The organism is Pseudomonas sp. 18.1.10 (assembly GCF_024655625.1).
Classification (GTDB): domain Bacteria; phylum Pseudomonadota; class Gammaproteobacteria; order Pseudomonadales; family Pseudomonadaceae; genus Aquipseudomonas.
The window spans coordinates 1-26,946 of sequence record NZ_JANLGL010000006.1; the positions used below are offsets into that span (position 1 = coordinate 1).

A 26,946-nucleotide genomic window follows, 5' to 3' on the forward strand; every position below is an offset into this window, starting at 1 on the left:
AATGCAGTGGATCAGCCAGCTTACTGGTAGCTGACCCACCGCATTCGCGAGCAAGCCCGCTCCCACATTTGTTTTGTGTCGACTTCAAACTCTAAGGACAGACCATGAAACGCCTGCACCTCGCCCTGCTGCTTCTACCTGCCCCCGAACTGCTCGCCGACACCCGCGACCAAGCGCTCACCCTCCCCGACGTGGTCATCAGCGCCAACCGCCAGGTCCAGGCGCGCAACGACAGCAGCGCCGCCAACACCGTATTCACCCGCAACGACATCGACCGCCTGCAGCCCACCAGCCTCACGGATCTGCTCAGCCGCGTGCCTGGTGTGCAAATCGCCTCTACCGGCGGGCGTGGCAGTTTGCCGGGGGTTTATATTCGCGGCACAAAATCCGCCCAAAGCCTGGTGCTGGTGGACGGCCAGCGCATCGCCAACACCACCTCCGGCGACAGCGGCCTGCAATACCTGAATGTCGATCAGATCGAACGGGTGGAAGTGTTGCGCGGCTCACGCTCGGTGATCTACGGCAGCGACGCGATTGGCGGGGTGATCCAGGTCTTCACCCGACGCAATGCCGAACAAGGTCTACAGCCGCGCTTGAAACTGGGGTTTGGCAGCAACCAGACCTGGGAGCGCAGCCTCGGGCTGTCCGGGGGCGATGAACGCACGCGCTTCAACCTGGGCGCGAGTCTGGATGAGACGGCCGGCATCAACTCGACACATGCGTCGTTCCCCAGCGATGGCGACCATGATGCCTATCGCAACCAGTCCATCAGCGTGAACCTCAGCCATGCTTTCAGCGATGAACTGTCGGTGGGCTTCAACCTGCTGGATAACCGTGGCAAGTCCGAATACGACAACAGCTTCGGTCGTTATGACTTCGCCAGCGGGCAAAGCGTCGGGCAAAAACCCTACACCGACTACACCGTGAGCAGCGCCAGCGGCTATGTCGATGCGCGCCTCAGTGAGCGCTGGCAGTCGCGCCTGGAACTGGGCCACAGCGAGAATCGCGACACCAAGCGCGACACCCTCAGCGATGAGTTCAGCGTGTTCAACACCTACCGCGACTCGGTCAACTGGCAGAACGACCTGACCCTGAACGAGCAGAACAGCCTGATACTCGGCGCGGACTGGTACGAAGACCGTTTCCACGGTTCCACCACCTTTACCGAAAACAGCCGCTGGAATCGCGCCGCGTTTGTGCAGCATCGCTTCCACGGTAGCTGGTTCTCGACGGAGTTGGGCCTGCGCCGCGACCAGAACCAGCAGTTCGGCGGGCAGAACAGCTGGAGCGCCAGCGTCACCTTGCCGCTCAACCCCGATAACGACCTGCTGCTGAGCTACAGCGAAGGCTTCCGCGCGCCGACCTTCAACGACCTGTATTACCCCGACACCAAGTACAGCAACCCGAACCTGCAGCCCGAGACCTCAAAGAGCTACGAGCTGCAATGGCGTAGCCAATTGAGCGACAGCACGCGCCTGGAAGCCTCGCTGTACCGTACCGACCTGCGCGATGCGATCATCCTCGACAGCGCCAGCAAGCCGCAAAACGTCGCGTCGGCACGTATCAATGGCTTTGAAGCCGCGCTCAAGCAGGAGCTGTTTGGCTGGCAAGGCAACCTGGGGCTATCGCTTATCGACCCGCGTGACCGCGAAAGTGGCCACACCCTGGCCCGCCGGGCGCGTCGTACGTTGAGCCTGGACCTGGACCGGCAGTTCGATCGGCTGGGGGTGGGCGCCAGCTGGCAGGCGATCAGCAGCAGCTATGACGCGCAGGACAACACACAACGCTTGGGTGGCTATGCGCTGCTCGGCTTGCGCAGCAGTTGGGCGTTGAATCGGGAAGTGGCGTTGTCGCTGAAGGTCGATAACCTGTTGGACAAGTCGTTTGCGCGGGCGATGTATAGCTATGACGATGCGGACTTCAAGAACAATCAGGCTTATCGGGAGGAAGGTCGGGTGTGGATGGTTGGGGTGACCTGGACACCTGAGATTTGATCGGTGCCTGTGCCGGCCTCTTCGCGGGCAAGCCCGTTCCCACATTTTGAATGTGTTCGCAGATCAAACCTGTGGGAGCTGGCTTGCCTGCGATAGCGGTCTCACAGGTCAGGCGATATCACCTGACACAACCGCGCCACCGCCTCCACCATCTGCCCACTGGGCCGCTCCAGCCCTTTATCCGGCACCAACCGCACTCGCTCAGCCATGTTTGGCCAGACACTCCAGGCATCTTTCTGAGCTTGATCCCCCACAAGAATCACCTCGGGATCACGCTGTAACACCGATTCGATACTCACCTGCGGGGCGGGCAATGTGAGGTCATCGAACACATTACGTGCGCCGCAAACGCTTAGCGCATCGCTGATGATCTGCCCGCCGCCCACGGTGTAGAGCGGTTGGCTCCACACTTGGTAGAACACCCGCAATGGCGCGCCACGGTGATACCGCTGACGTAACTCGGCCAAGCGCTGGCGCAATTGCGCGGCCAACTGGCGACCGGCATCCGCACGGCCCAACTGTTCGGCGATGGCTTGGACCTGAGTGGCGAGTTGTTCAAGGCTCTGGGGTTCGGCCACATAGACCGGGATATTCAAACGCTGCAATTGCTCACGCTGCGCCGGGCCGACGCTGCCGGGCCAGAGCAGGATCAGGTCGGGCTTGAGGCTGAGCAGGCGCTCGATGTTCAACTGCCCGTAGTGCCCGACCGACGGCAGCGTCGCCAATGCGGCGGGGCGTTCGCCGCCATCGAGCACACCCACCAGCAGGTCACTGGCGCCCAGTTCAACCACGATTTCAGAGAGGGATGGCGCTAGGCTGACCACGCGTTCGGCCGCCAGCGCCTGGACGCTGCATGCCAGCAGCAGGAGCGCCAGCCATTGACGCCTCATCCCAGCTGACGGGGGATGCGATAGAGGTAAAACAGCACCAGGGTCGAGAGCGCCAATAGAAACAACGGCACCGCTTCCAGGCCGACGAACACCGCCAGCGCGCCGATCCAGGCGGGCACGGCGGCGATCAGCAAGGCGGTACGCCGACGGGCCGCCAGGGTGATCCAGGCGGCGGGTTCTTCCGGGGTGTCGAGGGCTTTGGAGGTGGCGATCAGCGCGTGTTTATAGCCATGGAAATAGCGCAGGCTCAGAAACATCGAGGCCACGCCGGCAATAAAGAACGGCATGGCCAGCACGGGCAGCAGGGATTCGGCTTGGCCGAACACCAGGTTGATCACAAACAAGGGCAGCAGCGCCAGGGCCAGGTACTGCCACCAGTTGAAGGACAGTCGCCGTTTCACCTGGCCACGGGTCACGCGCGGTCTACCTCGCCCTGGTGCTCGTTGCCCATCATGTGGTCGAGCTTGCTGGCCTTGGTGGCCAGGTAGAGTTTGTTGTGCGGGTTGTGCCCGGTGTGCAGCGGCACGCGCTCGGCGACGGTGATGCCCATCTCGGTCAAGGCTTTGACCTTGCGCGGGTTGTTGGTCATCAGGCGCAGGGATTTAACCCCCAGATGTTCGAGCATCGGCAGGCAGATCGCGTAGTCGCGCTGGTCGGCGGCGAAGCCCAGGCGCTCATTGGCCTCGACGGTATCGGCGCCGCCATCTTGCAGCTCATAGGCGCGGATCTTGTTCATCAGGCCAATGCCACGGCCTTCCTGACGCAAGTACAACAGCACACCACGGCCTTCACGGGCGATGGCGCGCATCGCGGCTTCGAGTTGCGAACCGCAGTCGCAACGCTGGCTGAACAGTGCGTCACCGGTCAGGCACTCGGAATGCACGCGGCCAAGCACCGGTGCGCCATCCGCGATATCGCCGAGGCTGAGCACAACGTGCTCGCGCCCGGTGGCTTCTTCAAGAAAGCCGTTCATGGTGAACGTGGCAAAAGGGGTAGGCAGCTTGGAAGCGGCGACGAAAACGACGGGCACCGTGTGCTCCTGATTTCAGTTTTTACAAAGGCGGCCATTGTAACAGCACGTTCCTACAGACGCTTAAGCTGAATTATCGTTGATAAAGATCAATAGGTTCGATTGGCCTTCCACTCGGTTCTATGCAGATCAGAACGGGTAGGGTTGCTTCCAGCGCTCGAAGATCGCCTTCAGTTCGCCGCTTTTTACCAAGGCCTCGATCCGCTGGTCATACACCGCCATCAACGCCTTGCCCCGCTCAGTATCGGCAAAGCCGATATACAGCGGCAGCTCGGCAATGTGGGTGAGCTGGAACTGCGCCGGCTCACCGGATTGACTGAGGACGTACTTGGCTTCGCTCAGCGCATCGATATAGAAGTCTGCCCGACCGTGTTGGAGCATCGGCAAAATGCCGTCGCGGCGTTCGATCTGGTTGAAACGGTGAACATTGGGCAAATATTCCTCGTACTTGTAGCCTCGCACCCAGGCCAGGCGGTAGTTGCCCAGTGTCGCCAGGGTAGGCGTCGGCGCGCTGGCCAGCCCGAGGGCGTAGATGTGGTCGGAGTCGAAGTTCCAATGGGGGTACAGCACGCCGCTGGCTTCGTCCCGATAGGAACCGACCCAGCCATCCACCTCGCCACGCTGGGCCAGGCCGACTGAGCGGGTATACGGCACGGTGCGGGTTTGCAGCTTGATCCCGGCCGGTTCGAACACTTCGCGCAACACGTCCCAGGCCAGGCCGCTGCCGTCGGCGTTGGTGTAGTCGTCCCAGGCTTCACTCGCCAGCATGATCTTGCCCGGCGCCTCATCGGCGTGCACCAGAGGTGTGAGGGCGCACAGCAGGATCAACAGCCAGTGGCGCACATCCATGGTGACAAGCTCCTACTCCGTAATGACTGTGTAGAGGGTAGCGCAGGTCGCCGACTTACGGCGCTTCGCGAAAGTGCTGATAGCCACGCACGGCCGGGGTGATGTCTTGCCCGCTGGCGTCCAGCAGCGTCACGCCCTGCCCCGCTTCGACCCGGCCGATCACATGGATCGGCCAACCGCTCGCCAGCAACGGCGCCAGTTCGCCGTGCGGCAGGGTGAACGCCAGCACGTAGTCGTCGCCCCCGCTCAAGGCCGCCACACGCGCGGCGTCGTCACCGACAAACGCCAGCAACGCCTGGGACAACGGCAACCGCTGGCGTTCGATCAACAGGCTGACAGCCGACGCCTTGGCGATATGCCCACAATCGGCGAGCAACCCGTCGGAGATATCCATGGCCGAGGTCGCCTTGCCCCGTAACGCCAGCCCTAACGCCAACTGCGGTTGCGGCGACCAATAGTGCGCCAGCAACGGCTCGGCAATCGCCGCCTCGGCGTTGCGCTGGCCCAACACCAGTGGCAAGGCGCCAGCGGCATTGCCCAACTCGCCGCCCACACACAACAGGTCGCCCGGCTGCGCCCCGCTGCGCGTCAACGCTTGCCCGGCGGGCACCCGGCCAAACACGGTCAGGGTCAGGCTCAGGGGGCCGCGCGTGGTGTCACCGCCGACCAGGCGCACGCCGCAGCTTTGCGCCATGGTGTTCAAACCCTGGGCATAGCGTTGCAGCCAATCGGCATCGACGGTCGGAGTGGTGAGGGCAAGGGTGAATGCGAGGGGGTGGGCGCCCATGGCGGCCAGGTCGCTCACGGCCACGGCCAACGAGCGCTGGCCGAGCAGGAACGGGTCGCAGGGGTCGGAAAAATGCACCCCGGCCACCAAGGTATCGGTGGAAATTGCCAACTGCTCCCCGGCGGGGAGCGCCAGCAAGGCGCAGTCGTCGCCGATCCCCAGGGCAATACCTTCGCCGCCCTGCGCACAAGGCGCGGCGGCGAAGTATTTGCGGATCAGCTCAAACTCACCCATCAAGGATTCAAGCGCGGATTAGCGCTTGTACGCCTTCACTTCGGCTTCACGCAGGCGCGGAGCCAGCTTGTCGAGCACGCCGTTGACGAACTTGTGACCGTCGGTCGAACCGTAGACTTTCGCCAGCTCGATGCCTTCGTTAATCACAACGCGGTACGGCACGTCGACGCGGTACAGCAGTTCCCAGGCAGACAGGCGCATCACGCACAGTTCAACCGGGTCCAGCTCTTCGATGGTCAGGTCCAGGCAAGGAGCCAGGGCCGTGTCGATCTCGGTCAGGTGCGCATGCACACCGTGCAGGATGTCGTGGAAGTACGGCAGGTCGGCGAAGGTAAAATCGTTGTCGACACGAAACTGCGCTTCGATTTCGTTCAGCGAAGTACCGGCCAGGTGGCGCTGATACAGGGCCTGGGTCGCCAACTGGCGAGCAGCGCGACGCTTCTCGTTCTTCGATGGCTTGCCAGCGTCGGCCGGACGCTCGTCACGTGGGTTGAAACGATCGCTCTCGTCGGAAATCACTTGGCCTCCAACTGCGACAGCAGGCTGACCATTTCCAGGGCGGACAGGGCAGCTTCAGCACCTTTGTTGCCGGCCTTGGTGCCGGAACGCTCGATGGCTTGCTCGATGGAATCCACGGTCAGTACGCCGAACGCAACCGGCACGCCGAACTCCATGGACACCTGGGCCAGGCCCTTGGTGCATTCGCCGGCCACGTATTCGAAGTGCGGGGTACCGCCACGAATGACCGCGCCCAGGGCGATGATTGCCGCGTATTCACCCTGCTGCGCAACTTTTTGCGCAACCAGTGGAATTTCGAAGGCGCCAGGCGCACGGATGATAGTGATGTCGCTCTCGCTCACACCGTGGCGAACCAGGGCGTCCACGGCACCGCTTACCAGGCTTTCAACCACGAAGCTGTTGAAGCGGCCAACTACCAGGGCGTAGCGGCCTTTGGGGGCGATGAAGGTACCTTCGATGGTCTTCAGGGTCATTCGACAAATCTCTTAAAGAGCCGGGACGCGCAAACGGCGTCCCTTAGTGATGATTTAACCGCGAACAAGGGGCAAGGATCGCCGGCCTTTATTCGGAGGGCACGTATTCTACTACTTCCAGGTCGAAACCGGATATGGCATTAAATTTCATCGGTGCACTCATCAGGCGCATTTTGCGCACACCGAGGTCACGCAGGATCTGCGAACCGGCACCGACAATGCTGTAGGTGGTCGGTTTTTTCACCGGCGCGTGGTCGGCGGTTTCGCGGATATGCGCCAGCAACACATCGCCATCCAGCGGGTGGCCGAGCAACAGCACCACGCCACTGCCGGCCTCGGAAACCGCAGCCATGGCGGCGCGCAGGCTCCAGCGGCCCGGTTGCTTGACCATCAGCAGGTCGCGCAGCGGGTCCATGTTGTGCACGCGCACCAGGGTCGGCTCTTCGGCGCAAATGGTGCCCAGGGTCAGGGCCATGTGCACGTCGCCTTCCACTGAATCACGGTAGGTCACCAAATTGAATTGGCCCAGTTCGCTGTCCAGTGGCTGCTCGGCAATCCGCTGAACGGTACGTTCGTGGATCATCCGGTAGTGGATCAGGTCGGCAATGGTGCCGATCTTGAGGTTGTGTTCGGCGGCGAAGGTTTCCAGTTCCGGGCGACGGGCCATGGTGCCGTCGTCGTTCATTACTTCGCAGATCACCCCGCTTGGCTCGAAACCGGCCATGCGCGCCAGGTCGCAGGCGGCTTCGGTGTGGCCGGCGCGGGCCAGGGTGCCACCCGGCTGGGCCATCAGCGGGAAGATGTGGCCGGGGCTGACGATGTCTTCGGCCTTGGCGTCCTTCGCGGAAGCCGCTTGCACGGTGCGTGCGCGGTCAGCGGCGGAGATACCGGTGGTAACACCCGTCGTGGCTTCGATGGACACGGTGAACTTGGTGCCAAACCCCGAACCATTGCGCGGCGCCATCAACGGCAGCTTGAGCAGCTCGCAGCGCTCGCGGCTCATGGGCATGCAGATCAGCCCGCGGGCGTGCTTGGCCATGAAGTTGATGTGCTCGGGCTGGCACGCCTCGGCGGCCATGATGATGTCGCCTTCGTTCTCGCGGTCTTCGTCATCCATCAGGATGACCATCTTGCCTTGGCGGATGTCTTCAACCAGTTCTTCGATGCTATTGAGCGCCACGCGGCACCCCCTTGGTCAGGATTTCAGGTAGCCGTTAGCGGCCAGAAAACTTTCGGTGATGTTACTGCCGGTTGGCTCTGCGGCCTTATCGCCCAACAACAGGCGCTCCAGGTAACGGGCAAGCAAGTCCACTTCCAGGTTCACCCGGCGACCTGGCTGGTAAGACGCCATGATGGTTTCGCTGAGGGTGTGGGGAATGATGGTCAGTTCGAATTCGGCGCCATTCACGGCGTTCACGGTCAGGCTGGTGCCGTCGACGGTGATCGAGCCTTTGTGGGCGATGTACTTGGCCAGTTCCTTCGGCGCACGAATTCGGAATTCGACTGCACGGGCGTTCTCACTGCGGGCCACGACTTCGCCGACGCCGTCGACGTGGCCGCTGACCAGGTGACCGCCCAGGCGGGTGGTCGGGGTCAGGGCTTTTTCCAGGTTCACCGGGCTGCCGGCCTTGAGGTCGTTCATCGCGGTGCAGTCCAGGGTTTCCCGGCTGACGTCGGCGGCAAAACCGTTGCCTGGCAACTCGATGACGGTCAGGCACACGCCGTTGATGGCGATGCTGTCGCCCAATTTGACGTCGCCGAGGTCCAGCTTGCCGGTTTCAACCGACAGGCGAACGTCGCCGCCTTTTGGGGTCATTGCACGGATGCTGCCGATGGATTCGATGATGCCGGTGAACATGGCCTTCTCCTGGAAAACGTTACCGCGCTGGGCGCAGGCAGAAAATTATACGCTCGCTGCTGGCACAGGGACGGCAGTGACTCGCCAGTCATCGCCTACAGCGCGCATTTCAGTGATCTTGAGTTGGGGGGCGTCTGCCAGTTTCTCAAGCGGCCAGTCCAGCAAAGGCCGCGCGGCGGAGCCGAGGAACTTGCCGGCGATGAAAATCACGTACTCATCCACCAGGCCTTGCTGGGCAAAGGCACCCGCCAGGCTTGGCCCGGCTTCCACCAACACGTCGTTGACGCCACGGGCCGCCAGGGCCACCAGCGCCGAACGCAGGTCAACTTGCCCCTCAACGCCCGGCACCACCAGGCACTCGGGGCCACGGGGGAACTGGTTTTCCGCGGTCACGCAGGTAATGACCAACGCCGGGCCGGCCTTGAAGAACGGCGCGTTGAGCGGCACGCGCAAGCGGCCGTCGATGAGCACGCGCAGCGGCGGGCGCGACATCGCGAGCGCGGTGGTTTCGGCGTCGAGGCCCAGCTCGGCGGCGCGTACGGTCAGGCGCGCACCATCGGCCAGCACCGTGTCGGCACCGGTCAGCACCACGCTGGCCTCGGCGCGCAGGCGTTGCACGGCGGCGCGGGCAGCCGGGCCGGTGATCCATTGGCTCTCGCCGCTGGCCATCGCGGTGCGGCCGTCCAGGCTCATCGCCAGCTTGACCCGCACGAACGGCAGGCCGTGTTCCATGCGCTTGAGGAAACCGGGGTTCAACGCGCGCGCTTCGCTTTCCAGCACGCCGCTGCGGATTTCGATCCCGGCCTGGGCCAGACGCTGCATGCCGCGCCCCGCCACTTCTGGGTTCGGGTCCTGCATGCCGGCCACCACGCGCGCCACGCCGGCACTCACCAGCGCATCGGCGCAGGGTGGCGTGCGGCCGTGATGGCTGCAGGGTTCGAGGGTCACGTACACCGTGGCGCCACGGGCCTTGTCACCGGCAGCGCGCAGGGCGTTGGGCTCGGCGTGGGGCTCGCCGGTGCGCTCATGCCACCCTTCGCCGACGATCTGCCCATCGCGCACGATCACGCAGCCGACCCGTGGGTTGGGATGGGTGGTGTACAGGCCCTTGCGCGCCAATTCGAGGGCGCGGGCCATGTAATGGGCGTCGAGGACAGCTTGTTCGGCAGACGGTGGGGTCATTGTTTGGCAGGCTCACGGGCCAGGCGGTCGATTTCTTCGCGGAACTCATTGAGGTCCTGGAAGCGTCGATACACCGAGGCGAAACGGATATAGGCGACTTCATCGAGCTTTTGCAGCTCGCCCATCACCAGTTCTCCAACCACCAGGCTCTTGACCTCGCGCTCGCCAGTCGCCCGCAGCTTGTGCTTGATATGCACCAGCGCCGCTTCCAGCCGCTCGACACTCACCGGGCGTTTTTCCAGGGCGCGCTGCATGCCAGCGCGCAGCTTGTCTTCGTCGAAAGGCTGGCGGCTGCCGTCGGACTTTATCAGGCGCGGCAATACCAGTTCGGCAGTTTCGAAGGTGGTGAAACGCTCACCGCAGGCCAGGCATTCGCGCCGGCGACGCACTTGATCGCCCTCGGCGACCAGACGTGAGTCAATGACCTTGGTGTCGTTGGCACCGCAGAAGGGACAGTGCATGGTGGCAGGCAACAAAAAAAGGGAGGGCCATGGTAGCGCATCCCCGTGGCAAGACAAGCCATAGCCTTTGCGGTATATAGATTGCCTATTATGTTTCTTGATTTTAACGCCACGGATTTTGCCCTTTCTGGAGCCGTACATGCAGTTACGACCACTCGTCTTGCTCACCCTGTTCAGTTTCCTGGTCGCCTGCAGCAGCGAAGCCCCTAAACCGTCCACGCCGCAGCCGGTGCCCGCCCAAGAGAAGAAAGTCCCGGGCATTGAAGACCTCGGCCCACTGCCGGCCTATCAGCGTGAAATCAACGGCAGCCTGACCAACGTGCCCGCCGGCGCCGAAGTCGAGATGGCCCTGCTGGTGATCGACGAGCGCTCGCGCCCGCAACAATTGCTCGCCAGCAGCGTGCTGACCGGCAATGGCAAGCCCCTGGCCTTCCGCCTGCGCTTCAACCCCGAAGCCTTCCCGGCCGGTGCGCGCGTTGAAGTGCGTGGCCGCGCCAGCCAGTCGGGCCAGTTGATCCTGCACCTGCCCGCCGTGCGCATCACCCAGGCGATCACCCAGACCACCGGCCCCCTGCAACTCGTCAAGGCACCATGACGCCACCGCTGGCCCTGCAAGCGGCACTGAGCGAACTGATCGGCGACGCGCAACTGCTGCCCTGCCCGCTGCCGGGCACCGCGTTGTCGTTATGGCTGTTGGATGCGGACAACATGGACCGCGCCTTCAGCCCCGAAGAAACCCGGCGCATCCTGCATGAGCCGCCCTACTGGAGCTTCTGCTGGGCCAGCGGCCTGGCGCTGGCGCGGTACCTGGCGGCGAACCCCGAGTGGGTGGCCGGCAAGCGCGTGCTGGATTTTGGCGCCGGTTCCGGCGTGGCCGGGATTGCTGCCGTCAAAGCCGGCGCACTGGAAGTCGTGGCGTGCGACCTGGACCCGCTGGCGTTGGCGGCGTGCCGGGCGAATGCCGAACTCAACGGCGTGACGCTGGGTTATTCGGCGGACTTCTTTGGCGAAGCCGACCGCTTCGACCTGATCCTGGTGGCCGACGTCCTCTACGACCGCGCCAACCTGCCGTTGCTGGATCAATTCCTCACCCGTGGCCGTGAAGCGTTGGTGGCGGATTCGCGGGTAAGAGACTTTCAGCATGCGGATTATCGAAGACTGGAGATCCTTGATGCGCTGACGCTGCCGGACCTGGCCGAGCCTTGGGAGTTTCGCAAGGTGAGCCTGTACCACTCGCGGCGTTCTTGAGGCCATCGCGGGCAAGCCCGCTCCCACATTCGGGCTGCATTGTCCTGCTGAAATGCATTCCCCTGTGGGAGCGGGCTTGCCCGCGATGACGATCTTGCACCCGCCACGCTTTCAGCCACCTGCGCCAGCCCTTATAGTTGCCCCATTCCCGCTTTATTCGAGACGCCCCATGAGTGAGCCCACGCCGTACATCTTCGATGCCACCACCGCCACGTTCGACCAAGCCGTCATCGAGAACTCGTTCCACAAGCCCGTGCTGGTGGATTTCTGGGCCGAGTGGTGCGCGCCGTGCAAGGCGTTGATGCCGCTGCTGGCGCAGATTGCCGAGAGTTACCAGGGCGAGTTGCTGCTGGCCAAGGTGGATTGCGAGGCCGAGCAGGACATCGTCGCGCGCTTTGGCATTCGCAGCCTGCCGACGGTGGTGCTGTTCAAGGATGGCCAGCCGGTGGACGGGTTTGCCGGGGCGCAGCCGGAGTCGGCGGTGCGGGCGATGCTGGAGCCCCATGTGCAGATGCCACCACCGGCAGCCGCAGATCCGTTGGAGCAGGCCCAGGCGTTGTTCGCCGAAGGCCGCATCAGCGATGCCGAGGCCGTGCTGGTAGCGCTGCTGGGCGAGGACAACACCAACGCCGCCGCGCTGATCCTGTATGCACGCTGCCTGGCCGAGCGCGGCGAACTGGGTGAAGCCCAGACCGTACTCGACGCCGTGAAAAGCGACGAGCACAAAGCCGCCCTCGCCGGTGCCAAGGCGCAGATCACCTTCCTGCGCCAGGCCGCCGGCCTGCCGGACGCGGCCGACCTGAAAAGCCGCCTGGCGCAAAACCCGCAGGACGATGAAGCGGCCTTTCAATTGAGCATCCAGCAACTGGCGCGCCAGCAGTACGACGCGGCGCTGGAAGGCTTGCTCAAGTTGTTTATCCGCAACCGCAGCTACAGCGAAGGCTTGCCGCACAAGACCTTGCTGCAGGTGTTCGAACTGCTGGGCAACGATCACCCGCTGGTCACGGTGTACCGTCGCAAGTTGTTCGCTGCGCTGTACTAATCACCGATCCAGCTGTACAGCGGCGTATCCCCGCCGCTGGCGACCTTGACCTTGGCGCTATGGCGCAGGCGCACCAGCAGGCGCTTGCCCGCCGAGGCGTCGCCGGCCAAACCTTCCAATTGATCGAGCAATTCCAGGCCGCTGAGCTGCCCCGCTTTGCGCAATAGATCCTGGGCGTTCTGCCACTGATCCTCATCCTGCTTGACCGGCGCCGCTGCCGGTGCGTTTGGCACCGGGGCGGCCTGCAATTGCGCGCCCAGGCGTGCCCAATCGCCGTCGTCCAGCTCCAGGGTCAAATCCACCGGCAGGTCGCCGACGGTTCCTCGAATTCGCAACATCGTCCGTACTCCTGCACTTTTCTGACCGGCATGCTCCCATGCGGCTTGCGCAACGCCAAGCAGGCGGTCAAACTCTCGCGACTATTGTTATAAGATCACATAACAAAACTTTCATATCCTGGAGCCGCCCCATGCGCCGTCTGTTGCTTGCCTTGCCGTTTGCCCTGCTGCCACTGGCGGTTGCCCATGCTCATGCAGAGCACGACCACGAACACGGCAGCCTCGGCGCCCACGAGCATGGTGTTGGCCGTCTCAACGCGGTGCTGGACGGCCAGGCCCTGGAGCTTGAGCTGGACAGCCCGGCGATGAACCTGGTGGGTTTTGAACATGTCGCCACCACCGCCGCCGACAAAGCCAAGGTCGCCGCCGTACGCAAACAGCTGGAAAACCCGCTGGCCCTGTTCAACCTGCCCAAAGGCGCGGGTTGCGTGGTCAGCAGCCAGGAACTCAACAGCCCGCTGTTCGGCGACAAGCCCGAAGCCGATCACGACGATGATGACGACCACGATCACGACGCCAAAGGTGGCGAGCATCATCACGACCACAGCGAAATCCACGCCCACTACCAATTCACCTGCGCCACGCCTACCGCGTTGAGCAACCTCGACCTGAGCCAGGTGTTCAAGACCTTCCCCGCCACCCAGAAAATTCAGGTACAACTGATCGGGCCGAGCGGTCAGCAAGGTGTTGATGCGACGCCCACAGCCGCCACCCTGAAGTTCTGAAGCAGACCCGGTCAACGTGGGAGCTCCCACCTTTGATCGGCGCCACCTTTGGAAACTTCGCCAGCAGACATTACTGATTTCCCATGACTCAAGCATTGATCGAACTGTCCGACCTGGGCTTCAACTGGCCCGGTCACCCGCAGTTGCTGGACATCCCCGCGTTCCGCCTGGAAGCGGGTGAAACCCTGTTCCTCAAGGGCCCCAGCGGCAGTGGCAAGACCACGCTGCTGGGCCTGCTCGGCGGTGTGCAGAAACCCAGCCAGGGCAGCATCCGCCTGCTCGGCCAGGAACTCACCGAGTTGTCGGCCGGCGCCCGCGACCGTTTCCGCGTGGACCACACCGGCTATATCTTCCAGCAGTTCAACCTGCTGCCGTTCCTCTCGGTGCGCGAGAACGTCGAGTTGCCCTGCCACTTTTCCAAGCTGCGCGCACAACGGGCCAAGCAGCGCCATGGCAGTGTCGATAGAGCCGCCGCGACCTTGCTCGCGCACCTCGGCTTGAAAGACAAAACCCTGCTGGAGCGCCGCGCCGACTCACTGTCCATCGGCCAGCAACAACGGGTCGCCGCTGCCCGGGCGTTGATCGGCCAACCGGAACTGGTGATCGCCGACGAACCCACCTCGGCCCTGGACTACGACGCCCGCGAAGCTTTCCTGCAGTTGTTGTTCGCCGAATGCCGCGACGCCGGCGCCAGCCTGTTGTTTGTGAGCCACGATCAAAGCCTGGCTGCGCTGTTCGACCGCCACCTGTCGCTGGCCGAACTCAATCGCGCCGCCACGCCCGCAGAGGTTTGAGATGTATCTGTTCCGTCTAGCCATGGCCAGCCTGGCTAACCGCCGCTTTACCGCGATCCTCACCGCGTTCGCCATCGCGCTGTCCGTCTGTTTGTTACTGGCGGTGGAACGCGTGCGCGTCGAGGCGCGCAACAGTTTTGCCAGCACCATCAGCGGCACCGACCTGATCGTCGGCGCTCGTTCCGGTTCGGTGAACCTGTTGCTGTACTCGGTGTTCCGCATTGGCAACGCCACCAACAACATCCGCTGGGACAGCTACGAACACTTCGCCGCCAACCCCCAGGTGAAGTGGGCGATCCCGATTTCCCTCGGCGACTCCCATCGCGGCTACCGCGTGATGGGCACCAACGACTCCTACTTCGAGCACTACCAGTACGGGCGCAAGCAAAACCTCGAACTGGCCAGCGGCCGTGCCTTCGCCACCGACCCGTTTGAAGTGGTGCTCGGTGCCGAAGTCGCCGAGGCCCTGCATTACAAGCTCGGCGACAAACTGGTACTGGCCCATGGCGTGGCGGTGGTGAGCCTGGTCAAGCACGATGACAAACCCTTCACCGTGGTCGGCATTCTCAAACGCACCGGCACGCCGGTGGACCGCACGCTGCACATCAGCCTGGGCGGCATGGAAGCGATCCATATCGACTGGCACAACGGCGTGCCGGCCCAGGGCAAAGGTCGCATCAGCGCGGATCAGGCGCGCAACATGGACCTCACGCCGCAGGCCATCACCGCGTTCATGCTGGGCCTGAACAACAAGATTTCCACCTTCGCCCTGCAACGGGAGATCAATGAATTCCGTGGCGAGCCGATGCTGGCGATCTTGCCGGGCGTGGCGCTGCAAGAGTTGTGGAGCATGATGGGCACCGCCGAAAAAGCGCTGTTCGTGATCTCGCTGTTCGTGGTGCTGACCGGCTTGATCGGCATGCTCACGGCGATCCTCACCAGCCTCAACGAGCGCCGCCGCGAAATGGCGATCCTGCGTTCGGTGGGCGCCCGCCCGTGGCATATCGCGACGCTACTGATCTTCGAAGCCTTCGCCCTGGCGTTGTCTGGCGTGGTCGCAGGGGTTGGCTTGCTGTATGTGTGCATCGCCGCCTCCCGCGGTTATTTGCAGGCCAACTACGGCCTGGACTTGCCGATGGCCTGGCCGAGCGAATATGAATGGACGCTGCTCGCCGGTATCCTGGCCGCCGCGCTGTTGATGGGCAGCGTGCCTGCGTGGCGCGCCTATCGACAATCACTGGCCGACGGCCTGTCCATACGTTTATGAGGAAGGCTTTGATGCGTCGTGCCCTGTTTGCGCTGTTGTTGCTGCTGAGCGCGCCCGTGTGGGCCGGCGACCAGCCCAAGGATTTGTCGTGGCAGGAGATGATCCCACCTGACGCGCCGCCGGAAGTGCCAAACATGAAACCGCTGCACGATCTGTCAGGCATGGCCGATGCCTTGTCGGCCGAAGCCGCGCCAGCAGCCAAGCAGGACCTGCCCAACGCGCCGGTGGTGCAGGCGCTTGACGGTCAGCATATTCGCTTGCCGGGTTATATCGTGCCGCTGGAAGTCAGCGAAGAAGGTCGCACCACCGAGTTCCTGCTGGTGCCGTATTTCGGCGCGTGCATCCATGTGCCGCCGCCGCCGTCGAACCAGATCGTGCATGTGAAAAGCGAAGTCGGCGTGAAGCTCGATGAGCTGTACCAGCCGTACTGGATCGAAGGCGCGATGCAGGTCAAAGCCTCCACCAGCGAGCTGGCCGATGCTGGTTACCAGATGGAGGCCGAGAAAATTTACATGTACGAACTGCAGGAATAACGCTGATCGCCCTTTCATTGAGCTGAATCAAAAGACCGCACGGAACGATCTTTACCATTGGACCTACAACTTTTAAACGTCCTTTGGAGCTCCCATGAACAAGTCCCTGCTCGGCGCGTCCCTCTTCGCGCTCGCCCTCGTCGCCCCGGTTGCCCACGCTCACGAAGCGGGCGACATTCTGGTTCGCGCCGGTGCAATCACCGTGAACCCGAAGGCCGACAGCGGCACCGTCAAAGTTGACCAGGGCCCATTGGCCGGGGCCAACCTGGGCGGCAAGGCGACCATGAGCAGCGACACCCAACTGGGTCTGAACTTCGCTTACATGCTGACCAACCACGTCGGTATCGAACTGCTGGCCGCCACGCCATTCGAGCACGACGTGAAGATCAAGGGCACCGCCCTGGGCGCCGCCAACGGTAAGCTCGGCACCCTGAAACACCTGCCGCCGACCTTGAGCATCGTGTACTACCCGTTGGACAACAAGTCCGCCTTCCAACCGTACGTAGGCGCCGGTATCAACTACACCTGGATCTACGACGAACACGTCGGCAGCCGCGCCCAGGGCGCAGGCTTCAGCAACTTCAAGGCGGAAAACTCCTGGGGCTGGGCTGCGCAAATCGGTGCGGATTACATGATAAATGACAAGTGGATGATTAACGCCCAGGCGCGCTACATCGACATCAGCACCAAGGCCACCGTGGACAACAACGCCCTGGGCCAAGGCACTCGCGCCAAGGTCAATGTGGACGTGGACCCGATGGTTTACATGGTGGGTATTGGCTACAAGTTCTGACCCTGATTTAAGCAACACTGCATAAAACATGTGGGAGCGGGCTTGTGTGGGAGCGGGCTTGCTCGCGAAGACGGCGTGTCAGTCAACAGAGATGTGACTGATCCACCGCTTTCGCGAGCAAGCCCGCTCCCACATAAGCCCGCTGCCACATTTGGATCTCTGTTTCTTCAGGTATGCCGGTAGAACCGATCCAGCAACGCCGGCAACCCCGCCCGCCACGCTCGTGGCTTGATGCCAAAGGTGTGCAGGATCTTCTTGCAAGCCAGCACCGCGTGTTGCGGCTCATCACTCGCATCCGGCCGCGCCGCATGGGCCTGGGCGGTGGGTGATTCAATCGCCAGCGGATGAAACGTACGCGCTTCCGTGAGGATCGCCTGGCCCAGCGCCAACGGCGTGGTCGCCTCCTGGCCCGCGTAGTGATAGGTGCCCCACAACGGCGCCGCGCAATCGAGTTGCTTGAGCACCGAGAGGATCACCCGCGCCGCATCATCGACCGGCGTCGGGTTGCCGCGACGGTCGTCCGCCATCAGCAATTCATCCGGCTTCTCGGCCCGGGCGAGGAAGCGCCCGAGGGTGCCATCGACGCTGTCATCCAGCAGCCAGCCAAAGCGCAGCAACACATGTTGCGGGCAAGTGGCGCGCACGCTCTGCTCGATGCGCCACAACGCCTGGCCGCGCAGGCCCAGGGGCACCGGCTCGTCCTTTTCGCTGTAGGCGGTGGCACGGGAGCCATCGAACACGCGGTAGCTGGAGGGTTGCAGCAAGGTAATAGTGTGGTGCTGGCACAGTTCGGCCAGGCGTTCGATGGCGAATTCCTGGGCGGCCAAACGGGTTTCGCTGACGGCTTCGGCCTGGAACCAGTCGAAGTAGTAGGCGAGGTTGATTAACGCATCGGGACGGGTGTCGTCGAGCAATTGGGTAAGGCTCGCGGCATCCCAGCCGTCTTGGGGCGGTTTGGGGGCGAGGAAACCGATGTCTTCCTCTGCACCGAGGCGAATCAGCGCCTGCCCGAGGGCATTCCCGCCGCCCAATAACATAAGGCGCATTCGCATAGAGTGTGCAGGCCCGGTCAGTGTGGAACGATGGCTAATTAAGTATTGGTCAGAATCGTTGCATTTTGCGGGTTTGTAGCGCAACCGTCACGGATTAACTGTCTTCGCGCCAGCCTCTGACAGTTCATGCTCAAGGGGCGGCTTGACGGGCACCATGACCTGCTGTGGATAAGTCTGCGCGAACTGCACCTCCGCGCAGTTATCCACAAGCTTCTTCAAGCGCTGGTTGAAGGCACGGCTCACCGCATATTGCCCACCCGACACGGTACGGAACTGCGCCGTGAGCACCACGCCGTTGAGGTCCATCTTATCCACGCCGAACACCTCCAGCGACCCTTGCAGGTTGTACTTGAGGAACCCATCGTCACGGATCGACTGGCCCGCCTCGCGGATCAACTCCACGGCCTTGTCCACATCGGTGTCGTAGGTGAACTGCACCGAGAAGAACGCGTAGGCAAATTGCCGCGACTGGTTGGTGACCGCCTTGATCTGCCCGAACGGCACCGAATGCACAAACCCCTTGCCGTCACGCAAGCGCAGGGTGCGGATGGTCAGGCCTTCGACGGTGCCGGCATGGCCGGAGTCGAGCACCACCCAATCGCCGATGGACAGGGTGTCTTCGATGATGATGAACAGCCCGGTGATCACATCCTGCACCAGTTGCTGCGAGCCAAAGCCAATCGCCAGGCCCACCACCCCGGCACCCGCCAGCAGCGGCGCGACGTTGATCCCCAGGTTGGCCATGGTGGTGATCGCGCAGATCACCACCAGGATGATTTTCACCGCGTTACGCACCAGCGGCAGGATGGTTTTCACCCGCGTGCTCGGCTGGCGGCTGGAGCGTTTGTTGACGGGTGGCTTCAAGGCCTCCTGGATCGCCGTGTCGAGCACCACCCAAAACAGCCAGGTCATCAGCAGGATCAAGCCGATGCTGCTGAGGGAATCGCTGATCGCCCGGCCGATGGAATTGCGCTCGGCAAACTCAAACAACGAGACGCCCCAGATGCGCCCGAGGATCTCGATAAACCCAATGGCCATGGCGATGCGCAAAATCGCGTGCAACAGGCTGAGGAATCGCTCCTTGTAGGCACTGCTGCGCTGGATCGCCACCTGGCTGCGGGACTTGAACAGGTGTTGCAGCACGGTGCTGAGAAACACCGTGCCGATCAGCAGGATCGTGGTGAACAACGCACAACGCAGGGCCTTTTGATTGTCGTCACCAGCACCAATCAAATTGATCGCCGAGACCAGCACCATCAACAGGATCGGCCAATACCACAGCCCGGAAAACACCCGCAGCGATTGCTGCAACGCCGGGTGCTTGAGGCGCTGGGCCAGCGGCCGATTGCGGATCAAGTGGGCCACCGGCCGGCGCAGGCGTACCACCAGCACGCCGAAGATCACCGCAGCAAACAGGCCGGTGAACACCGCGATACTGCTGGTGATATTGCCGCCGAGCTGGCGAGCGATTTGCGGGCTGGTCAGGGCATCGCTGAGGGCGGCGAGAAAGCCGATCAGGAACAGCGGCTTGGGGCAATAACTGCGAATAATCGCCACGGCCGGCCGCTTGTGGCCGAGGTTGAACATGACGATCACACACAACAGCATCGATGTGGAAAAGATCCCGCTGCTGGTGGCGTAGGCAAAACACAGCGCCAGCGCTCGTCCGACTGATGTGGGTAAAAAATGGCTGACGTAAAGCGTCAAAGGCAGGCAGACAAGGGCCGGGAGCGTATAGGGCACCACGTAGCCGAGCACGGCTTGCAGGCGCCCGCGTTGTTCGACAAAGGCGCGCCGGTTCAGGCGCTGCACGAACCAGCGCCCCAACAGCGTGAGCAACGCAAACGCGCCGATCCACACCCCGGATAACAGCAGGAAGTCCCCGGCGACGCTCCATGGCGAACGTTCTGACGTCTGGTCCACCAGCCGCCCTACTTCGTCTGCCGCCCGATCTGCACGCAGGCGCCAGGCATCGACCAGGCTCTGATTGAGGTCGAGCTTGTCCTGCACATTGTCGATGCTGGAACTGATGGCCCCGAGCAGGCCGCCTTCCACCAGCAGTTCCGGCTTGGCCGGCGCTTCGGGTTGCGGGTCGGCGGCTTGCAGTGCGCCGCTGCCGCACAACAGCAGCGCACCGAGCAGTAATGCGGTCTTTGAGTTCAGCAAAACACCGGGCTCCTTCAGCAGGGTCTGTAAGGAACTGACGGGTTTGCGCCTTGATCGTTCCCCCGCCCGGCCATGTTTATGCCGTCCGTAGGACGCTGGAAACTTTCCGCCGCTCCCTAGAGTCAGCCTTAAACGGGGGCAAAGCCCCACTCATTTTCAGGAGCAACCATGGCTGCGAGTCCCGACTGGATGCCCGTCACCCCCAGCGTTGCCATCAACCGCTTCACAGTGCTGACGGTCAATATCCATAAGGGGTTTACCGCCCTGAACCGGCGTTTCATCCTGCCCGAGCTGCGCGAAGCCGTGCGCAGTGTGGGCGCGGACATGGTGTTCCTGCAGGAGATCCACGGCACCCACGAACGCCACCCGCAGCGCTACAGCGACTGGCCGAACATGCCGCAATACGAATTCCTCGCCGACAGCATCTGGCCGCAGTTCGCTTACGGGCGCAATGCGGTCTATCCCCACGGGGACCACGGTAATGCGCTGCTGTCGAAATTCCAGATCGTGCGCTACGACAACCTGGACATCTCCCAGAGTGGCCATGAAAACCGTGGCCTGCTGCACTGCGTACTGCGACTGCCCGGCACCGGGCAGGAGGTGCATGCGATCTGCATCCACCTGGGCCTGCGCGAGGTGCATCGCCAGCAGCAACTGCGCCTGCTGGAGCAACGTATCCGCGAGATTCCGGCCGATGCGCCGCTGGTGGTGGCCGGCGATTTCAACGATTGGCGGCAGAAGGCTGACCTGAGCCAGAGCGGCCTCACCGAAGTGTTCATGCAGGCCCACGGCAAACCGGCACGCACCTTCCCGGCGCGCCTGCCGCTGTTGCCGCTGGACCGCATCTACGTGCGCCACCTCAAGGTGCACAACCCCCGGGTGCTGACCACCCGCCCCTGGTCCCATCTGTCAGACCACGTGCCGCTGTCGGTGGAGATTGAGCTATGAGCGTCGCCGTCGAACACATCGCCACCGACCAGCCGCCGGACGCCGCCCAGGCCCGCGACCTGGACTACGGCTGGCACAGCGATAACCAGGTGCAGTTGCTGGAAAACGGCGAGGCGTACTTCCCCAAGGTCTTCGAGGCCCTGCGCGAGGCGCGGCGGGAGATCCTGCTGGAGACCTTTATCCTGTTCGAAGACAAGGTGGGGCATGAGCTGCAACGCATCCTGATCGACGCGGCGCAGCGTGGCGTGAAGGTGGTGGTCAGCCTCGACGGCTTTGGCTGCGGCGAGCTGAGCCCGGCGTTTCTCGGTGAGCTGGCGGACGCCGGGGTGACGGTGCAGATGTTCGACCCGGCGCCGAAAACCCTGGGCTTTCGCACCAACTGGTTTCGCCGCCTGCATCGCAAGATCGTCGTGGTAGACGCCGCCGTGGCGTTTATCGGCGGGATCAATTTTTCCGCCGACCATCTGGGGGATTTCGGCCCCGAGGCCAAGCAGGATTATGCGGTGCAGGTGACGGGCCCGGCGGTGGCCGACCTGCATCATTTCGCCCTCGCACAAAGCGGCCGTCAGGTACGCGCCCGGCGCGGTTGGCGGCGGCGCCAGCAGCAGCCTTGCGCAGGGCCTCCCGATGGCGAGGGCATGGTGCGCTTGATTTATCGCGACAACGTGCGACACCGCGATGACATCGAAGAGGCGTATATCCACGCCCTGGGCCAGGCACAAAAGCGTGTGGTGATCGCCAACGCCTACTTCTTCCCTGGCTACCGCCTGCTGCGGGAGATCCGCAACGCGGCGCGTCGTGGCGTGCAGGTGCAACTGGTCATGCAGGGCCAGCCGGACGTGCTTCTGGCCAAGCTCGCCGCGCGCATGCTCTACGACTACCTGCTCAAGGATGGCGTGGTGATCCACGAGTATTGCCAGCGCCCGCTGCACGGCAAAGTCGCGCTGGTGGATGACGACTGGAGCACCGTGGGTTCGAGCAACCTGGACCCGTTGAGCCTGGCGCTGAACCTGGAAGCCAACGTGCTGATACGCGATCGCGCCTTCAACCAACAGCTCTACGCGCGCCTGGAAATACTCGCCCGCGATCACTGCCAGACCATGCCGGAAAACCGCAAGCCGCGTTTGTGGTTGTGGCGATTGACTGTAGGTTTCCTGGTGTTTCATGTGATGCGTCACTTCCCCGCGATGACCGGTTGGCTGCCCGCCCATAAACCGCGGCTGAAACCGTTTGAGGGCCAGGCCCATGACCGCTGAATCGCGCTTCAAACGCTGGAAGAAACCGCTGACCGTGGTGTTCTTCCTGGCGCTGATCATGTTGTTCACCCTGCTCGCCCGGCGCATCGACTGGAGCGAAGTGCTACAGACCCTGGGCGACTTCAAGCTGCGTACCTTGCTGATCGCCGGCGCGGTGACGCTGTGCAGTTTCTTGGTGTACGCCAGCTTTGATCTGATCGGCCGCACCTACATTCGCCAAGACTTGACGTGGAAGCAGATCCTCCCGGTGGGCATCATCAGCTACGCCTTCAATCTCAACCTCAGCGCGTGGGTTGGCGGCATTGCCATGCGCTACCGGCTGTATTCGCGGCTGGGGGTGAGCACCGGCAATATCGCCAAGATCCTGGGGCTGAGCCTGGCGACCAATTGGTTTGGCTATATGGCGCTGGCCGGGGTGATTTTCAGCAGTGGCCTGGTGACGATGCCGCCGGGGTGGAAAGTCAGCACCGGCGCGTTGCAGGGCATTGGGGTGGTGTTGGTGCTGCTCAGCCTGGGTTACCTGGCCGCCTGCCAATTCTCGAAAAAGCGCGAGTGGTCGGTTCGCGGCATGGAGATCAACCTGCCGTCGGTGCGCATGGCGTGCTTGCAGTTGGCATTGGGCGCATTGAATTGGTCGCTGATGGCGGCGGTGATTTTCACCCTGCTGCCGGCCAAGCTGGACTACCCGTTGGTACTGGGGGTGTTGCTGATAAGCGCCATTGCCGGCGTAATCACCCATATCCCGGCAGGGCTTGGGGTGTTGGAGGCCGTATTTATCGGGCTACTGCAACATGAGGCCTCGCGGGGCAGTTTGCTGGCGGGGTTGATTGCTTATCGGGCGATCTACTTTATTTTGCCGCTGCTGATTGCGTTGGTGATGTACCTCGGGGTGGAGGCCAAGGCGAAGGCGTTGCGGGTGAAGAAGGTGCCGGCTTGAGCTTGTGTTGATCGGTCTACCGTCTTCGCGAGCAAGCCCGCTCCCACAGTTGAACCGCGTTCAGTCTGCTTTATCGAGGCCAGCATGTCTTTCGATCTCTCCGCGCGCCTCGCTGCCCGCCGTGCCGAACACCTTTATCGTCAACGCCCGCTGCTGCAAAGCCCCCAAGGCCCGCAAGTGGTGGTGGACGGCCAGCCGTTGCTGGCGTTCTGCAACAACGATTACCTGGGCCTGGCCAATCACCCGCACGTGATCGAAGCCTGGCGCGCCGGTGCATCCCGCTGGGGTGTGGGCGGCGGCGCTTCGCACTTGGTGGTGGGGCATGCGACGCCACACCACGAGCTGGAAGAAGCCCTGGCCGACCTCACCGGCCGGCCACGCGCGCTGCTGTTCACCACCGGCTACATGGCCAACCTCGGCGCAGTCACGGCGCTGGTGGGGCAGGGCGATACGGTGCTGGAAGACCGGCTTAACCACGCCTCGCTGCTGGATGCAGGCTTGCTGTCCGGGGCGCGTTTCAATCGCTATTTGCACAACGACGCCGCCAGCCTGGCCAAGCGCCTGGAAAAGGCCACCGGCAACACCTTGGTCGTCACCGACGGCGTGTTCAGCATGGACGGCGACTTGGCCGACTTGCCCGCGCTGGCCCGTGAAACCCGCGCAAAAGGCGCGTGGCTGATGGTGGATGACGCCCACGGTTTTGGTCCGTTGGGTGCCACCGGCGGCGGGATCGTCGAGCATTTCGGCTTGAGCCAGGAGGACGTGCCCGTGTTGGTCGGCACCCTCGGCAAGGCGTTCGGCACGGCGGGCGCCTTTGTGGCCGGCAGCGAAGAGCTGATCGAAAGCCTGATCCAGTTCGCCCGGCCGTATATCTACACCACCAGCCAACCACCGGCGCTGGCCTGCGCCACGCTGAAAAGTCTGGAGCTGCTGCGCACCGAGCATTGGCGACGCGCGCACCTCAACGGCCTGATCCACCAGTTCCGCCAGGGCGCCGAGCAGCTTGGCCTGGATTTGATGGCGAGCTTTACGCCGATCCAGCCGATCCTGATTGGCGACAGCGCCAAGGCCGTGCGCCTGTCGCAGATGCTGCGCGAGCGTGGCTTGATGGTCACCGCGATCCGTCCGCCCACCGTGCCGGCCGGCAGCGCGCGTTTGCGCGTGACCTTGACGGCGGCCCACACCGAGGCGCAGGTGCAGCTATTGTTAAACGCATTGGAAGAGTGTTTCCGCTTGTTAGGCGCCATGGAGCCCGACCATGCGTGATCGACTGATCTTGTTGCCCGGCTGGGGCCTCGGCGTATCGCCGCTGGAACCCTTGGCCGCCGCCTTGCAGGGCCTCGACGAACACCTGCGGGTGCAGATCGAACCGTTGCCGGCGCTGGAGTCCAGTGACCTCGACGAATGGCTGGATGAACTCGACGCCACCTTGCCGGACAACGCCTGGCTGGGCGGCTGGTCCCTGGGCGGCATGCTCGCCACGGAACTGGCGGCGCGGCGCGGCGAGCGCTGCTGTGGCTTGCTGACCCTGGCGAGCAACCCGTGTTTCGTCGCCCATGACGGTTGGCCGAGTGCGATGCCCGCCGAGACCTTCGACGCCTTCCTCGCCGGCTGCCATGCAGATTCCCAAGTCACCCTGAAACGCTTCGGCCTGTTGTGCGCCAAGGGCGCCGCCGACCCGCGTGGGCTCGCGCGTTTGCTGGTCAGTGGGGCGCCGAATACGCCGTCCCGCGTGTTGATGAGCGGCCTTGAACTGCTCGCCCAACTCGATACCCGCGACGCCTTGCTGGCGTATCGCGGCCCGCAGATGCACCTGTTCGCCGGGCTGGATGAGCTGGTGCCCGCCGAAGCGGCAAGCGCCCTGTTGAGCGTGTTGCCCGATGTTGAAATCGGCCTGATTGAACAGGCCGGTCACGCTTTTCTTCTGGAAGACCCCCACGGTGTCGCGGGGGCCATCCAGGCTTTTTTGCATGAGTGCGTTGATGACTGATTTATCCCTCCCCCCACTGCCGGGCGCCTTGCCGGACAAGCGCCAGGTCGCGGCGTCGTTTTCCCGCGCGGCGGCCAGTTATGACAGCGTGGCCGAGTTGCAACGGGCCGTCGGCGGCGAGTTGCTGGCACGTTTGCCGTCCGGCTTTGCGCCACAGCGTTGGCTGGATATGGGCTGTGGCACGGGGTACTTCAGCCGTGTGCTGGGCGAGCGTTTGCCCGCCAGCCAAGGCGTGGCGCTGGATATCGCCGAGGGCATGCTCAATCACGCCCGGCCATTGGGCGGCGCGCAGCATTTCATCGCAGGCGACGCCGAACGCTTGCCGCTTAAAGCTCAAAGCTTGCAACTGATCTTCTCCTCCCTCGCCGTGCAGTGGTGCGCGAATTTCGAGGCGGTGCTCAGCGAGGCCTATCGCGTGCTGCAACCCGGTGGTGTGCTGGCGTTCACCAGCCTGTGCGTCGGTACGCTGGATGAACTGCGTGAAAGTTGGCGCGCGGCGGATGGTCTGGTGCACGTCAACCGTTTCCGCACCTTCGCGACGTATCAGCAGTTGTGCGCGGCCAGCGGTTTGCGTGTGGTCAGCCTGGAGCGCCAACCCCATGTGTTGCATTACCCGGATGTGCGCAGCCTGACCCATGAATTGAAGGCGCTGGGCGCGCACAACCTCAACCCCGGCCGGCCGGGAGGGTTGACGGGGCGCGCGCGGATTGTTGCACTGGTGAACGCTTACGAGCAGTTCCGTCAGGCCCAGGGCCTGCGGGCGACTTATCAGGTGGTCTACGCAGTACTGGAGAAACCGTTATGAGCGCCGCTTATTTCATTACGGGCACCGACACCGACGTCGGCAAGACCACCGTCGCCGCCGGGCTGCTGCATTCGGCGCGACAGGCCGGCAAAAGTACCGCCGCAGGCAAGCCGGTGGCATCCGGTTGTCAGGTCACGCCCAAGGGCCTGCGCAACGCCGATGCACTGGCGTTGTTGGCCGAGTGTTCCTTGCCGCTGAGTTACGCCGAGGTCAACCCGGTGGCGTTCGAGCCGGCCATCGCGCCCCATCTGGCGGCCCGGGAAGCCGGCGTGGCGCTCACGGTGCAATCGCTGCTCAAGCCCATGCAGCAGGTGTTGGCGCGGGACGCGGATTTCACCTTGATCGAAGGCGCGGGCGGCTGGCGCGTGCCTTTGGCCGATCAGGCCAATCTGTCCGACCTGGCCATCGCGTTGAAGCTGCCGGTGATCCTGGTGGTGGGCGTGCGCCTGGGTTGCATCAGCCATGCATTGCTCACCGCCGAAGCCATTGCGCGGGACGGTCTGCCGCTGGCGGGCTGGGTGGCCAATATCATCGACCCCAAGACCTCCCGTCTGGAAGAAAACCTCGCGACCCTGGCCGAACGCCTGCCTGCGCCCTGCCTGGGCCGCGTGCCGAAACTCAAGCACGCTGGGGCTGAAGCGGTCGCCGAATACTTGCAGCTGGACCTGCTTGACTGATTTTGGCTATCGCGAAGGCATTATGCCATTAGTGTTTTTGACGGGTGTTTTGCCGGTTTCTCTGCTTCAATCAGCGTTCACGATTCTCTAAAGGCAGG

The 26,946-nt window shown here is 63.3% G+C and carries 30 protein-coding genes; 16 read left to right on the forward strand and 14 right to left on the reverse strand.

Going from position 1 to position 26,946, the window contains the following annotated elements:
- The first annotated feature begins 104 nt into the window (after window positions 1-104).
- Window positions 105-1,994, forward strand: a complete 1,890-nt coding sequence (locus tag NUV89_RS01815; protein WP_257780081.1) for a TonB-dependent receptor domain-containing protein — start codon at window positions 105-107, stop codon at window positions 1,992-1,994.
- 101 nt (window positions 1,995-2,095) lie between these two features.
- Here NUV89_RS01815 and NUV89_RS01820 read toward each other — a convergent pair whose 3' ends face one another.
- From NUV89_RS01820 to nrdR, 11 genes are all read right to left on the reverse strand, one after another.
- Window positions 2,096-2,884: a cobalamin-binding protein gene (locus NUV89_RS01820; protein WP_257780082.1), complete on the reverse strand. Its 789-nt coding sequence runs from the start codon at window positions 2,882-2,884 to the stop codon at window positions 2,096-2,098.
- The gene (locus NUV89_RS01825; RefSeq protein WP_017736633.1) at window positions 2,881-3,300 is read right to left on the reverse strand and encodes a nuclear FMR1 interacting 1 family protein; all 420 of its coding nucleotides are present in this window, start codon (window positions 3,298-3,300) and stop codon (window positions 2,881-2,883) included. The genes NUV89_RS01820 and NUV89_RS01825 overlap by 4 nt, the downstream gene beginning before the upstream one ends.
- On the reverse strand, window positions 3,297-3,914 hold the full coding sequence (ribA, locus tag NUV89_RS01830; protein ID WP_016978544.1) for a GTP cyclohydrolase II: 618 nt from the start codon (window positions 3,912-3,914) through the stop codon (window positions 3,297-3,299). Before ribA ends, NUV89_RS01825 begins: the two co-directional genes overlap by 4 nt.
- Window positions 3,915-4,043: 129 nt before the next feature.
- Window positions 4,044-4,763 (reverse strand): ABC transporter substrate-binding protein, encoded by a 720-nt coding sequence (locus NUV89_RS01835; RefSeq protein WP_257780083.1) that lies wholly within the window; start codon window positions 4,761-4,763, stop codon window positions 4,044-4,046.
- A gap of 55 nt (window positions 4,764-4,818) precedes the next feature.
- Window positions 4,819-5,784, reverse strand: coding sequence for a thiamine-phosphate kinase (gene thiL / locus NUV89_RS01840; RefSeq protein WP_257780084.1), 966 nt, complete (start codon window positions 5,782-5,784; stop codon window positions 4,819-4,821).
- 18 nt (window positions 5,785-5,802) lie between these two features.
- Window positions 5,803-6,303, reverse strand: a complete 501-nt coding sequence (gene nusB, locus NUV89_RS01845; protein WP_124525099.1) for a transcription antitermination factor NusB — start codon at window positions 6,301-6,303, stop codon at window positions 5,803-5,805.
- On the reverse strand, window positions 6,300-6,776 hold the full coding sequence (ribE, locus tag NUV89_RS01850; protein ID WP_003176356.1) for a 6,7-dimethyl-8-ribityllumazine synthase: 477 nt from the start codon (window positions 6,774-6,776) through the stop codon (window positions 6,300-6,302). Before ribE ends, nusB begins: the two co-directional genes overlap by 4 nt.
- An 88-nt stretch (window positions 6,777-6,864) precedes the next feature.
- Window positions 6,865-7,956, reverse strand: a complete 1,092-nt coding sequence (gene ribBA / locus NUV89_RS01855) for a bifunctional 3,4-dihydroxy-2-butanone-4-phosphate synthase/GTP cyclohydrolase II (protein ID WP_207045490.1) — start codon at window positions 7,954-7,956, stop codon at window positions 6,865-6,867.
- Window positions 7,957-7,971: 15 nt separating this feature from the next.
- A complete protein-coding gene (locus tag NUV89_RS01860; RefSeq protein ID WP_017736638.1) occupies window positions 7,972-8,634 on the reverse strand; it encodes a riboflavin synthase in 663 nt (220 codons plus the stop codon).
- A gap of 45 nt (window positions 8,635-8,679) precedes the next feature.
- Entirely contained in the window at window positions 8,680-9,816 is a 1,137-nt protein-coding gene (gene ribD, locus NUV89_RS01865; RefSeq protein WP_257780085.1) for a bifunctional diaminohydroxyphosphoribosylaminopyrimidine deaminase/5-amino-6-(5-phosphoribosylamino)uracil reductase RibD, read from the reverse strand.
- The gene (gene nrdR / locus NUV89_RS01870; protein ID WP_017736640.1) at window positions 9,813-10,277 is read right to left on the reverse strand and encodes a transcriptional regulator NrdR; all 465 of its coding nucleotides are present in this window, start codon (window positions 10,275-10,277) and stop codon (window positions 9,813-9,815) included. Before nrdR ends, ribD begins: the two co-directional genes overlap by 4 nt.
- Window positions 10,278-10,416: 139 nt before the next feature.
- Between nrdR and NUV89_RS01875 the strand changes: the two genes are divergently transcribed.
- The 3 genes from NUV89_RS01875 (at window position 10,417) to trxA (ending at window position 12,567) form a co-directional block, all read left to right on the forward strand.
- Window positions 10,417-10,872 (forward strand): YbaY family lipoprotein, encoded by a 456-nt coding sequence (locus tag NUV89_RS01875; RefSeq protein ID WP_257780086.1) that lies wholly within the window; start codon window positions 10,417-10,419, stop codon window positions 10,870-10,872.
- On the forward strand, window positions 10,869-11,525 hold the full coding sequence (locus NUV89_RS01880) for a methyltransferase (RefSeq protein WP_257780087.1): 657 nt from the start codon (window positions 10,869-10,871) through the stop codon (window positions 11,523-11,525). Before NUV89_RS01875 ends, NUV89_RS01880 begins: the two co-directional genes overlap by 4 nt.
- 169 nt (window positions 11,526-11,694) lie before the next feature.
- The gene (gene trxA / locus NUV89_RS01885) at window positions 11,695-12,567 is read left to right on the forward strand and encodes a thioredoxin (RefSeq protein ID WP_257780088.1); all 873 of its coding nucleotides are present in this window, start codon (window positions 11,695-11,697) and stop codon (window positions 12,565-12,567) included.
- On the opposite strand, the gene NUV89_RS01890 is transcribed toward trxA, so the two are convergent.
- The gene (locus NUV89_RS01890) at window positions 12,564-12,905 is read right to left on the reverse strand and encodes a hypothetical protein (protein WP_257780089.1); all 342 of its coding nucleotides are present in this window, start codon (window positions 12,903-12,905) and stop codon (window positions 12,564-12,566) included. The two genes, trxA and NUV89_RS01890, sit on opposite strands and share 4 nt — an antisense overlap.
- Before the next feature lie 131 nt (window positions 12,906-13,036).
- Between NUV89_RS01890 and NUV89_RS01895 the strand changes: the two genes are divergently transcribed.
- From NUV89_RS01895 to NUV89_RS01915, 5 genes are all read left to right on the forward strand, one after another.
- Window positions 13,037-13,630 carry a DUF2796 domain-containing protein gene (locus NUV89_RS01895; RefSeq protein WP_257780090.1) on the forward strand — a complete coding sequence of 198 codons (594 nt, stop codon included), beginning with the start codon at window positions 13,037-13,039 and terminating at the stop codon, window positions 13,628-13,630.
- 83 nt (window positions 13,631-13,713) lie between these two features.
- Window positions 13,714-14,424, forward strand: coding sequence for an ABC transporter ATP-binding protein (locus tag NUV89_RS01900; protein ID WP_257780091.1), 711 nt, complete (start codon window positions 13,714-13,716; stop codon window positions 14,422-14,424).
- Window position 14,425: 1 nt separating this feature from the next.
- Window positions 14,426-15,691 carry an ABC transporter permease gene (locus NUV89_RS01905; RefSeq protein ID WP_257780092.1) on the forward strand — a complete coding sequence of 422 codons (1,266 nt, stop codon included), beginning with the start codon at window positions 14,426-14,428 and terminating at the stop codon, window positions 15,689-15,691.
- A gap of 11 nt (window positions 15,692-15,702) precedes the next feature.
- Entirely contained in the window at window positions 15,703-16,224 is a 522-nt protein-coding gene (locus NUV89_RS01910) for a DUF3299 domain-containing protein (protein ID WP_257780093.1), read from the forward strand.
- A 94-nt stretch (window positions 16,225-16,318) separates the two neighbouring features.
- Window positions 16,319-17,017, forward strand: a complete 699-nt coding sequence (locus NUV89_RS01915) for an OmpW family protein (RefSeq protein ID WP_257780094.1) — start codon at window positions 16,319-16,321, stop codon at window positions 17,015-17,017.
- A 167-nt stretch (window positions 17,018-17,184) separates the two neighbouring features.
- Here NUV89_RS01915 and NUV89_RS01920 read toward each other — a convergent pair whose 3' ends face one another.
- Window positions 17,185-18,069, reverse strand: coding sequence for an NAD(P)-dependent oxidoreductase (locus tag NUV89_RS01920; RefSeq protein WP_257780095.1), 885 nt, complete (start codon window positions 18,067-18,069; stop codon window positions 17,185-17,187).
- Between the two features lie 87 nt (window positions 18,070-18,156).
- Window positions 18,157-20,235: a mechanosensitive ion channel family protein gene (locus NUV89_RS01925; protein ID WP_257780096.1), complete on the reverse strand. Its 2,079-nt coding sequence runs from the start codon at window positions 20,233-20,235 to the stop codon at window positions 18,157-18,159.
- A gap of 168 nt (window positions 20,236-20,403) precedes the next feature.
- On the opposite strand from NUV89_RS01925, the gene NUV89_RS01930 reads away from it, so the two are divergent.
- The 7 genes from NUV89_RS01930 to bioD all read left to right on the forward strand — a co-directional run bounded on the left by NUV89_RS01930 (window position 20,404) and on the right by bioD (window position 26,848).
- The gene (locus tag NUV89_RS01930; RefSeq protein ID WP_257780097.1) at window positions 20,404-21,183 is read left to right on the forward strand and encodes an endonuclease/exonuclease/phosphatase family protein; all 780 of its coding nucleotides are present in this window, start codon (window positions 20,404-20,406) and stop codon (window positions 21,181-21,183) included.
- Window positions 21,180-22,439, forward strand: a complete 1,260-nt coding sequence (gene clsB, locus NUV89_RS01935) for a cardiolipin synthase ClsB (RefSeq protein ID WP_257780098.1) — start codon at window positions 21,180-21,182, stop codon at window positions 22,437-22,439. Before NUV89_RS01930 ends, clsB begins: the two co-directional genes overlap by 4 nt.
- Window positions 22,429-23,376, forward strand: a complete 948-nt coding sequence (locus NUV89_RS01940) for a lysylphosphatidylglycerol synthase domain-containing protein (RefSeq protein WP_257780099.1) — start codon at window positions 22,429-22,431, stop codon at window positions 23,374-23,376. Before clsB ends, NUV89_RS01940 begins: the two co-directional genes overlap by 11 nt.
- An 84-nt stretch (window positions 23,377-23,460) precedes the next feature.
- The gene (gene bioF, locus NUV89_RS01945) at window positions 23,461-24,642 is read left to right on the forward strand and encodes an 8-amino-7-oxononanoate synthase (RefSeq protein ID WP_257780100.1); all 1,182 of its coding nucleotides are present in this window, start codon (window positions 23,461-23,463) and stop codon (window positions 24,640-24,642) included.
- A complete protein-coding gene (locus tag NUV89_RS01950; protein ID WP_257780101.1) occupies window positions 24,635-25,366 on the forward strand; it encodes an alpha/beta fold hydrolase in 732 nt (243 codons plus the stop codon). The genes bioF and NUV89_RS01950 overlap by 8 nt, the downstream gene beginning before the upstream one ends.
- A complete protein-coding gene (gene bioC / locus NUV89_RS01955; protein WP_257780102.1) occupies window positions 25,359-26,171 on the forward strand; it encodes a malonyl-ACP O-methyltransferase BioC in 813 nt (270 codons plus the stop codon). The genes NUV89_RS01950 and bioC overlap by 8 nt, the downstream gene beginning before the upstream one ends.
- Complete coding sequence (gene bioD / locus NUV89_RS01960; RefSeq protein WP_257780103.1) at window positions 26,168-26,848, forward strand: dethiobiotin synthase; 681 nt, start codon at window positions 26,168-26,170, stop codon at window positions 26,846-26,848. The genes bioC and bioD overlap by 4 nt, the downstream gene beginning before the upstream one ends.
- The last annotated feature ends 98 nt before the right edge of the window (window positions 26,849-26,946 follow it).

Excerpts from the sequence above, each read along its gene's own strand:
- NUV89_RS01815 (WP_257780081.1), top strand. The coding sequence starts at position 105 with ATGAAACGCCTGCACCTCGCCCTGCTGCTTCTACCTGCCCCCGAACTG.
- NUV89_RS01820 (WP_257780082.1), bottom strand. The coding sequence starts at position 2,884 with ATGAGGCGTCAATGGCTGGCGCTCCTGCTGCTGGCATGCAGCGTCCAG.
- NUV89_RS01835 (WP_257780083.1), bottom strand. The coding sequence starts at position 4,763 with ATGGATGTGCGCCACTGGCTGTTGATCCTGCTGTGCGCCCTCACACCT.
- thiL (WP_257780084.1), bottom strand. The coding sequence starts at position 5,784 with ATGGGTGAGTTTGAGCTGATCCGCAAATACTTCGCCGCCGCGCCTTGT.
- ribE (WP_003176356.1), bottom strand. The coding sequence starts at position 6,776 with ATGACCCTGAAGACCATCGAAGGTACCTTCATCGCCCCCAAAGGCCGC.
- NUV89_RS01860 (WP_017736638.1), bottom strand. The coding sequence starts at position 8,634 with ATGTTCACCGGCATCATCGAATCCATCGGCAGCATCCGTGCAATGACC.
- ribD (WP_257780085.1), bottom strand. The coding sequence starts at position 9,816 with ATGACCCCACCGTCTGCCGAACAAGCTGTCCTCGACGCCCATTACATG.
- nrdR (WP_017736640.1), bottom strand. The coding sequence starts at position 10,277 with ATGCACTGTCCCTTCTGCGGTGCCAACGACACCAAGGTCATTGACTCA.
- NUV89_RS01875 (WP_257780086.1), top strand. The coding sequence starts at position 10,417 with ATGCAGTTACGACCACTCGTCTTGCTCACCCTGTTCAGTTTCCTGGTC.
- NUV89_RS01880 (WP_257780087.1), top strand. The coding sequence starts at position 10,869 with ATGACGCCACCGCTGGCCCTGCAAGCGGCACTGAGCGAACTGATCGGC.
- trxA (WP_257780088.1), top strand. The coding sequence starts at position 11,695 with ATGAGTGAGCCCACGCCGTACATCTTCGATGCCACCACCGCCACGTTC.
- NUV89_RS01890 (WP_257780089.1), bottom strand. The coding sequence starts at position 12,905 with ATGTTGCGAATTCGAGGAACCGTCGGCGACCTGCCGGTGGATTTGACC.
- NUV89_RS01895 (WP_257780090.1), top strand. The coding sequence starts at position 13,037 with ATGCGCCGTCTGTTGCTTGCCTTGCCGTTTGCCCTGCTGCCACTGGCG.
- NUV89_RS01900 (WP_257780091.1), top strand. The coding sequence starts at position 13,714 with ATGACTCAAGCATTGATCGAACTGTCCGACCTGGGCTTCAACTGGCCC.
- NUV89_RS01905 (WP_257780092.1), top strand. The coding sequence starts at position 14,426 with ATGTATCTGTTCCGTCTAGCCATGGCCAGCCTGGCTAACCGCCGCTTT.
- NUV89_RS01910 (WP_257780093.1), top strand. The coding sequence starts at position 15,703 with ATGCGTCGTGCCCTGTTTGCGCTGTTGTTGCTGCTGAGCGCGCCCGTG.
- NUV89_RS01915 (WP_257780094.1), top strand. The coding sequence starts at position 16,319 with ATGAACAAGTCCCTGCTCGGCGCGTCCCTCTTCGCGCTCGCCCTCGTC.
- NUV89_RS01920 (WP_257780095.1), bottom strand. The coding sequence starts at position 18,069 with ATGCGAATGCGCCTTATGTTATTGGGCGGCGGGAATGCCCTCGGGCAG.
- NUV89_RS01930 (WP_257780097.1), top strand. The coding sequence starts at position 20,404 with ATGGCTGCGAGTCCCGACTGGATGCCCGTCACCCCCAGCGTTGCCATC.
- clsB (WP_257780098.1), top strand. The coding sequence starts at position 21,180 with ATGAGCGTCGCCGTCGAACACATCGCCACCGACCAGCCGCCGGACGCC.
- NUV89_RS01940 (WP_257780099.1), top strand. The coding sequence starts at position 22,429 with ATGACCGCTGAATCGCGCTTCAAACGCTGGAAGAAACCGCTGACCGTG.
- bioF (WP_257780100.1), top strand. The coding sequence starts at position 23,461 with ATGTCTTTCGATCTCTCCGCGCGCCTCGCTGCCCGCCGTGCCGAACAC.
- NUV89_RS01950 (WP_257780101.1), top strand. The coding sequence starts at position 24,635 with ATGCGTGATCGACTGATCTTGTTGCCCGGCTGGGGCCTCGGCGTATCG.
- bioC (WP_257780102.1), top strand. The coding sequence starts at position 25,359 with ATGACTGATTTATCCCTCCCCCCACTGCCGGGCGCCTTGCCGGACAAG.
- bioD (WP_257780103.1), top strand. The coding sequence starts at position 26,168 with ATGAGCGCCGCTTATTTCATTACGGGCACCGACACCGACGTCGGCAAG.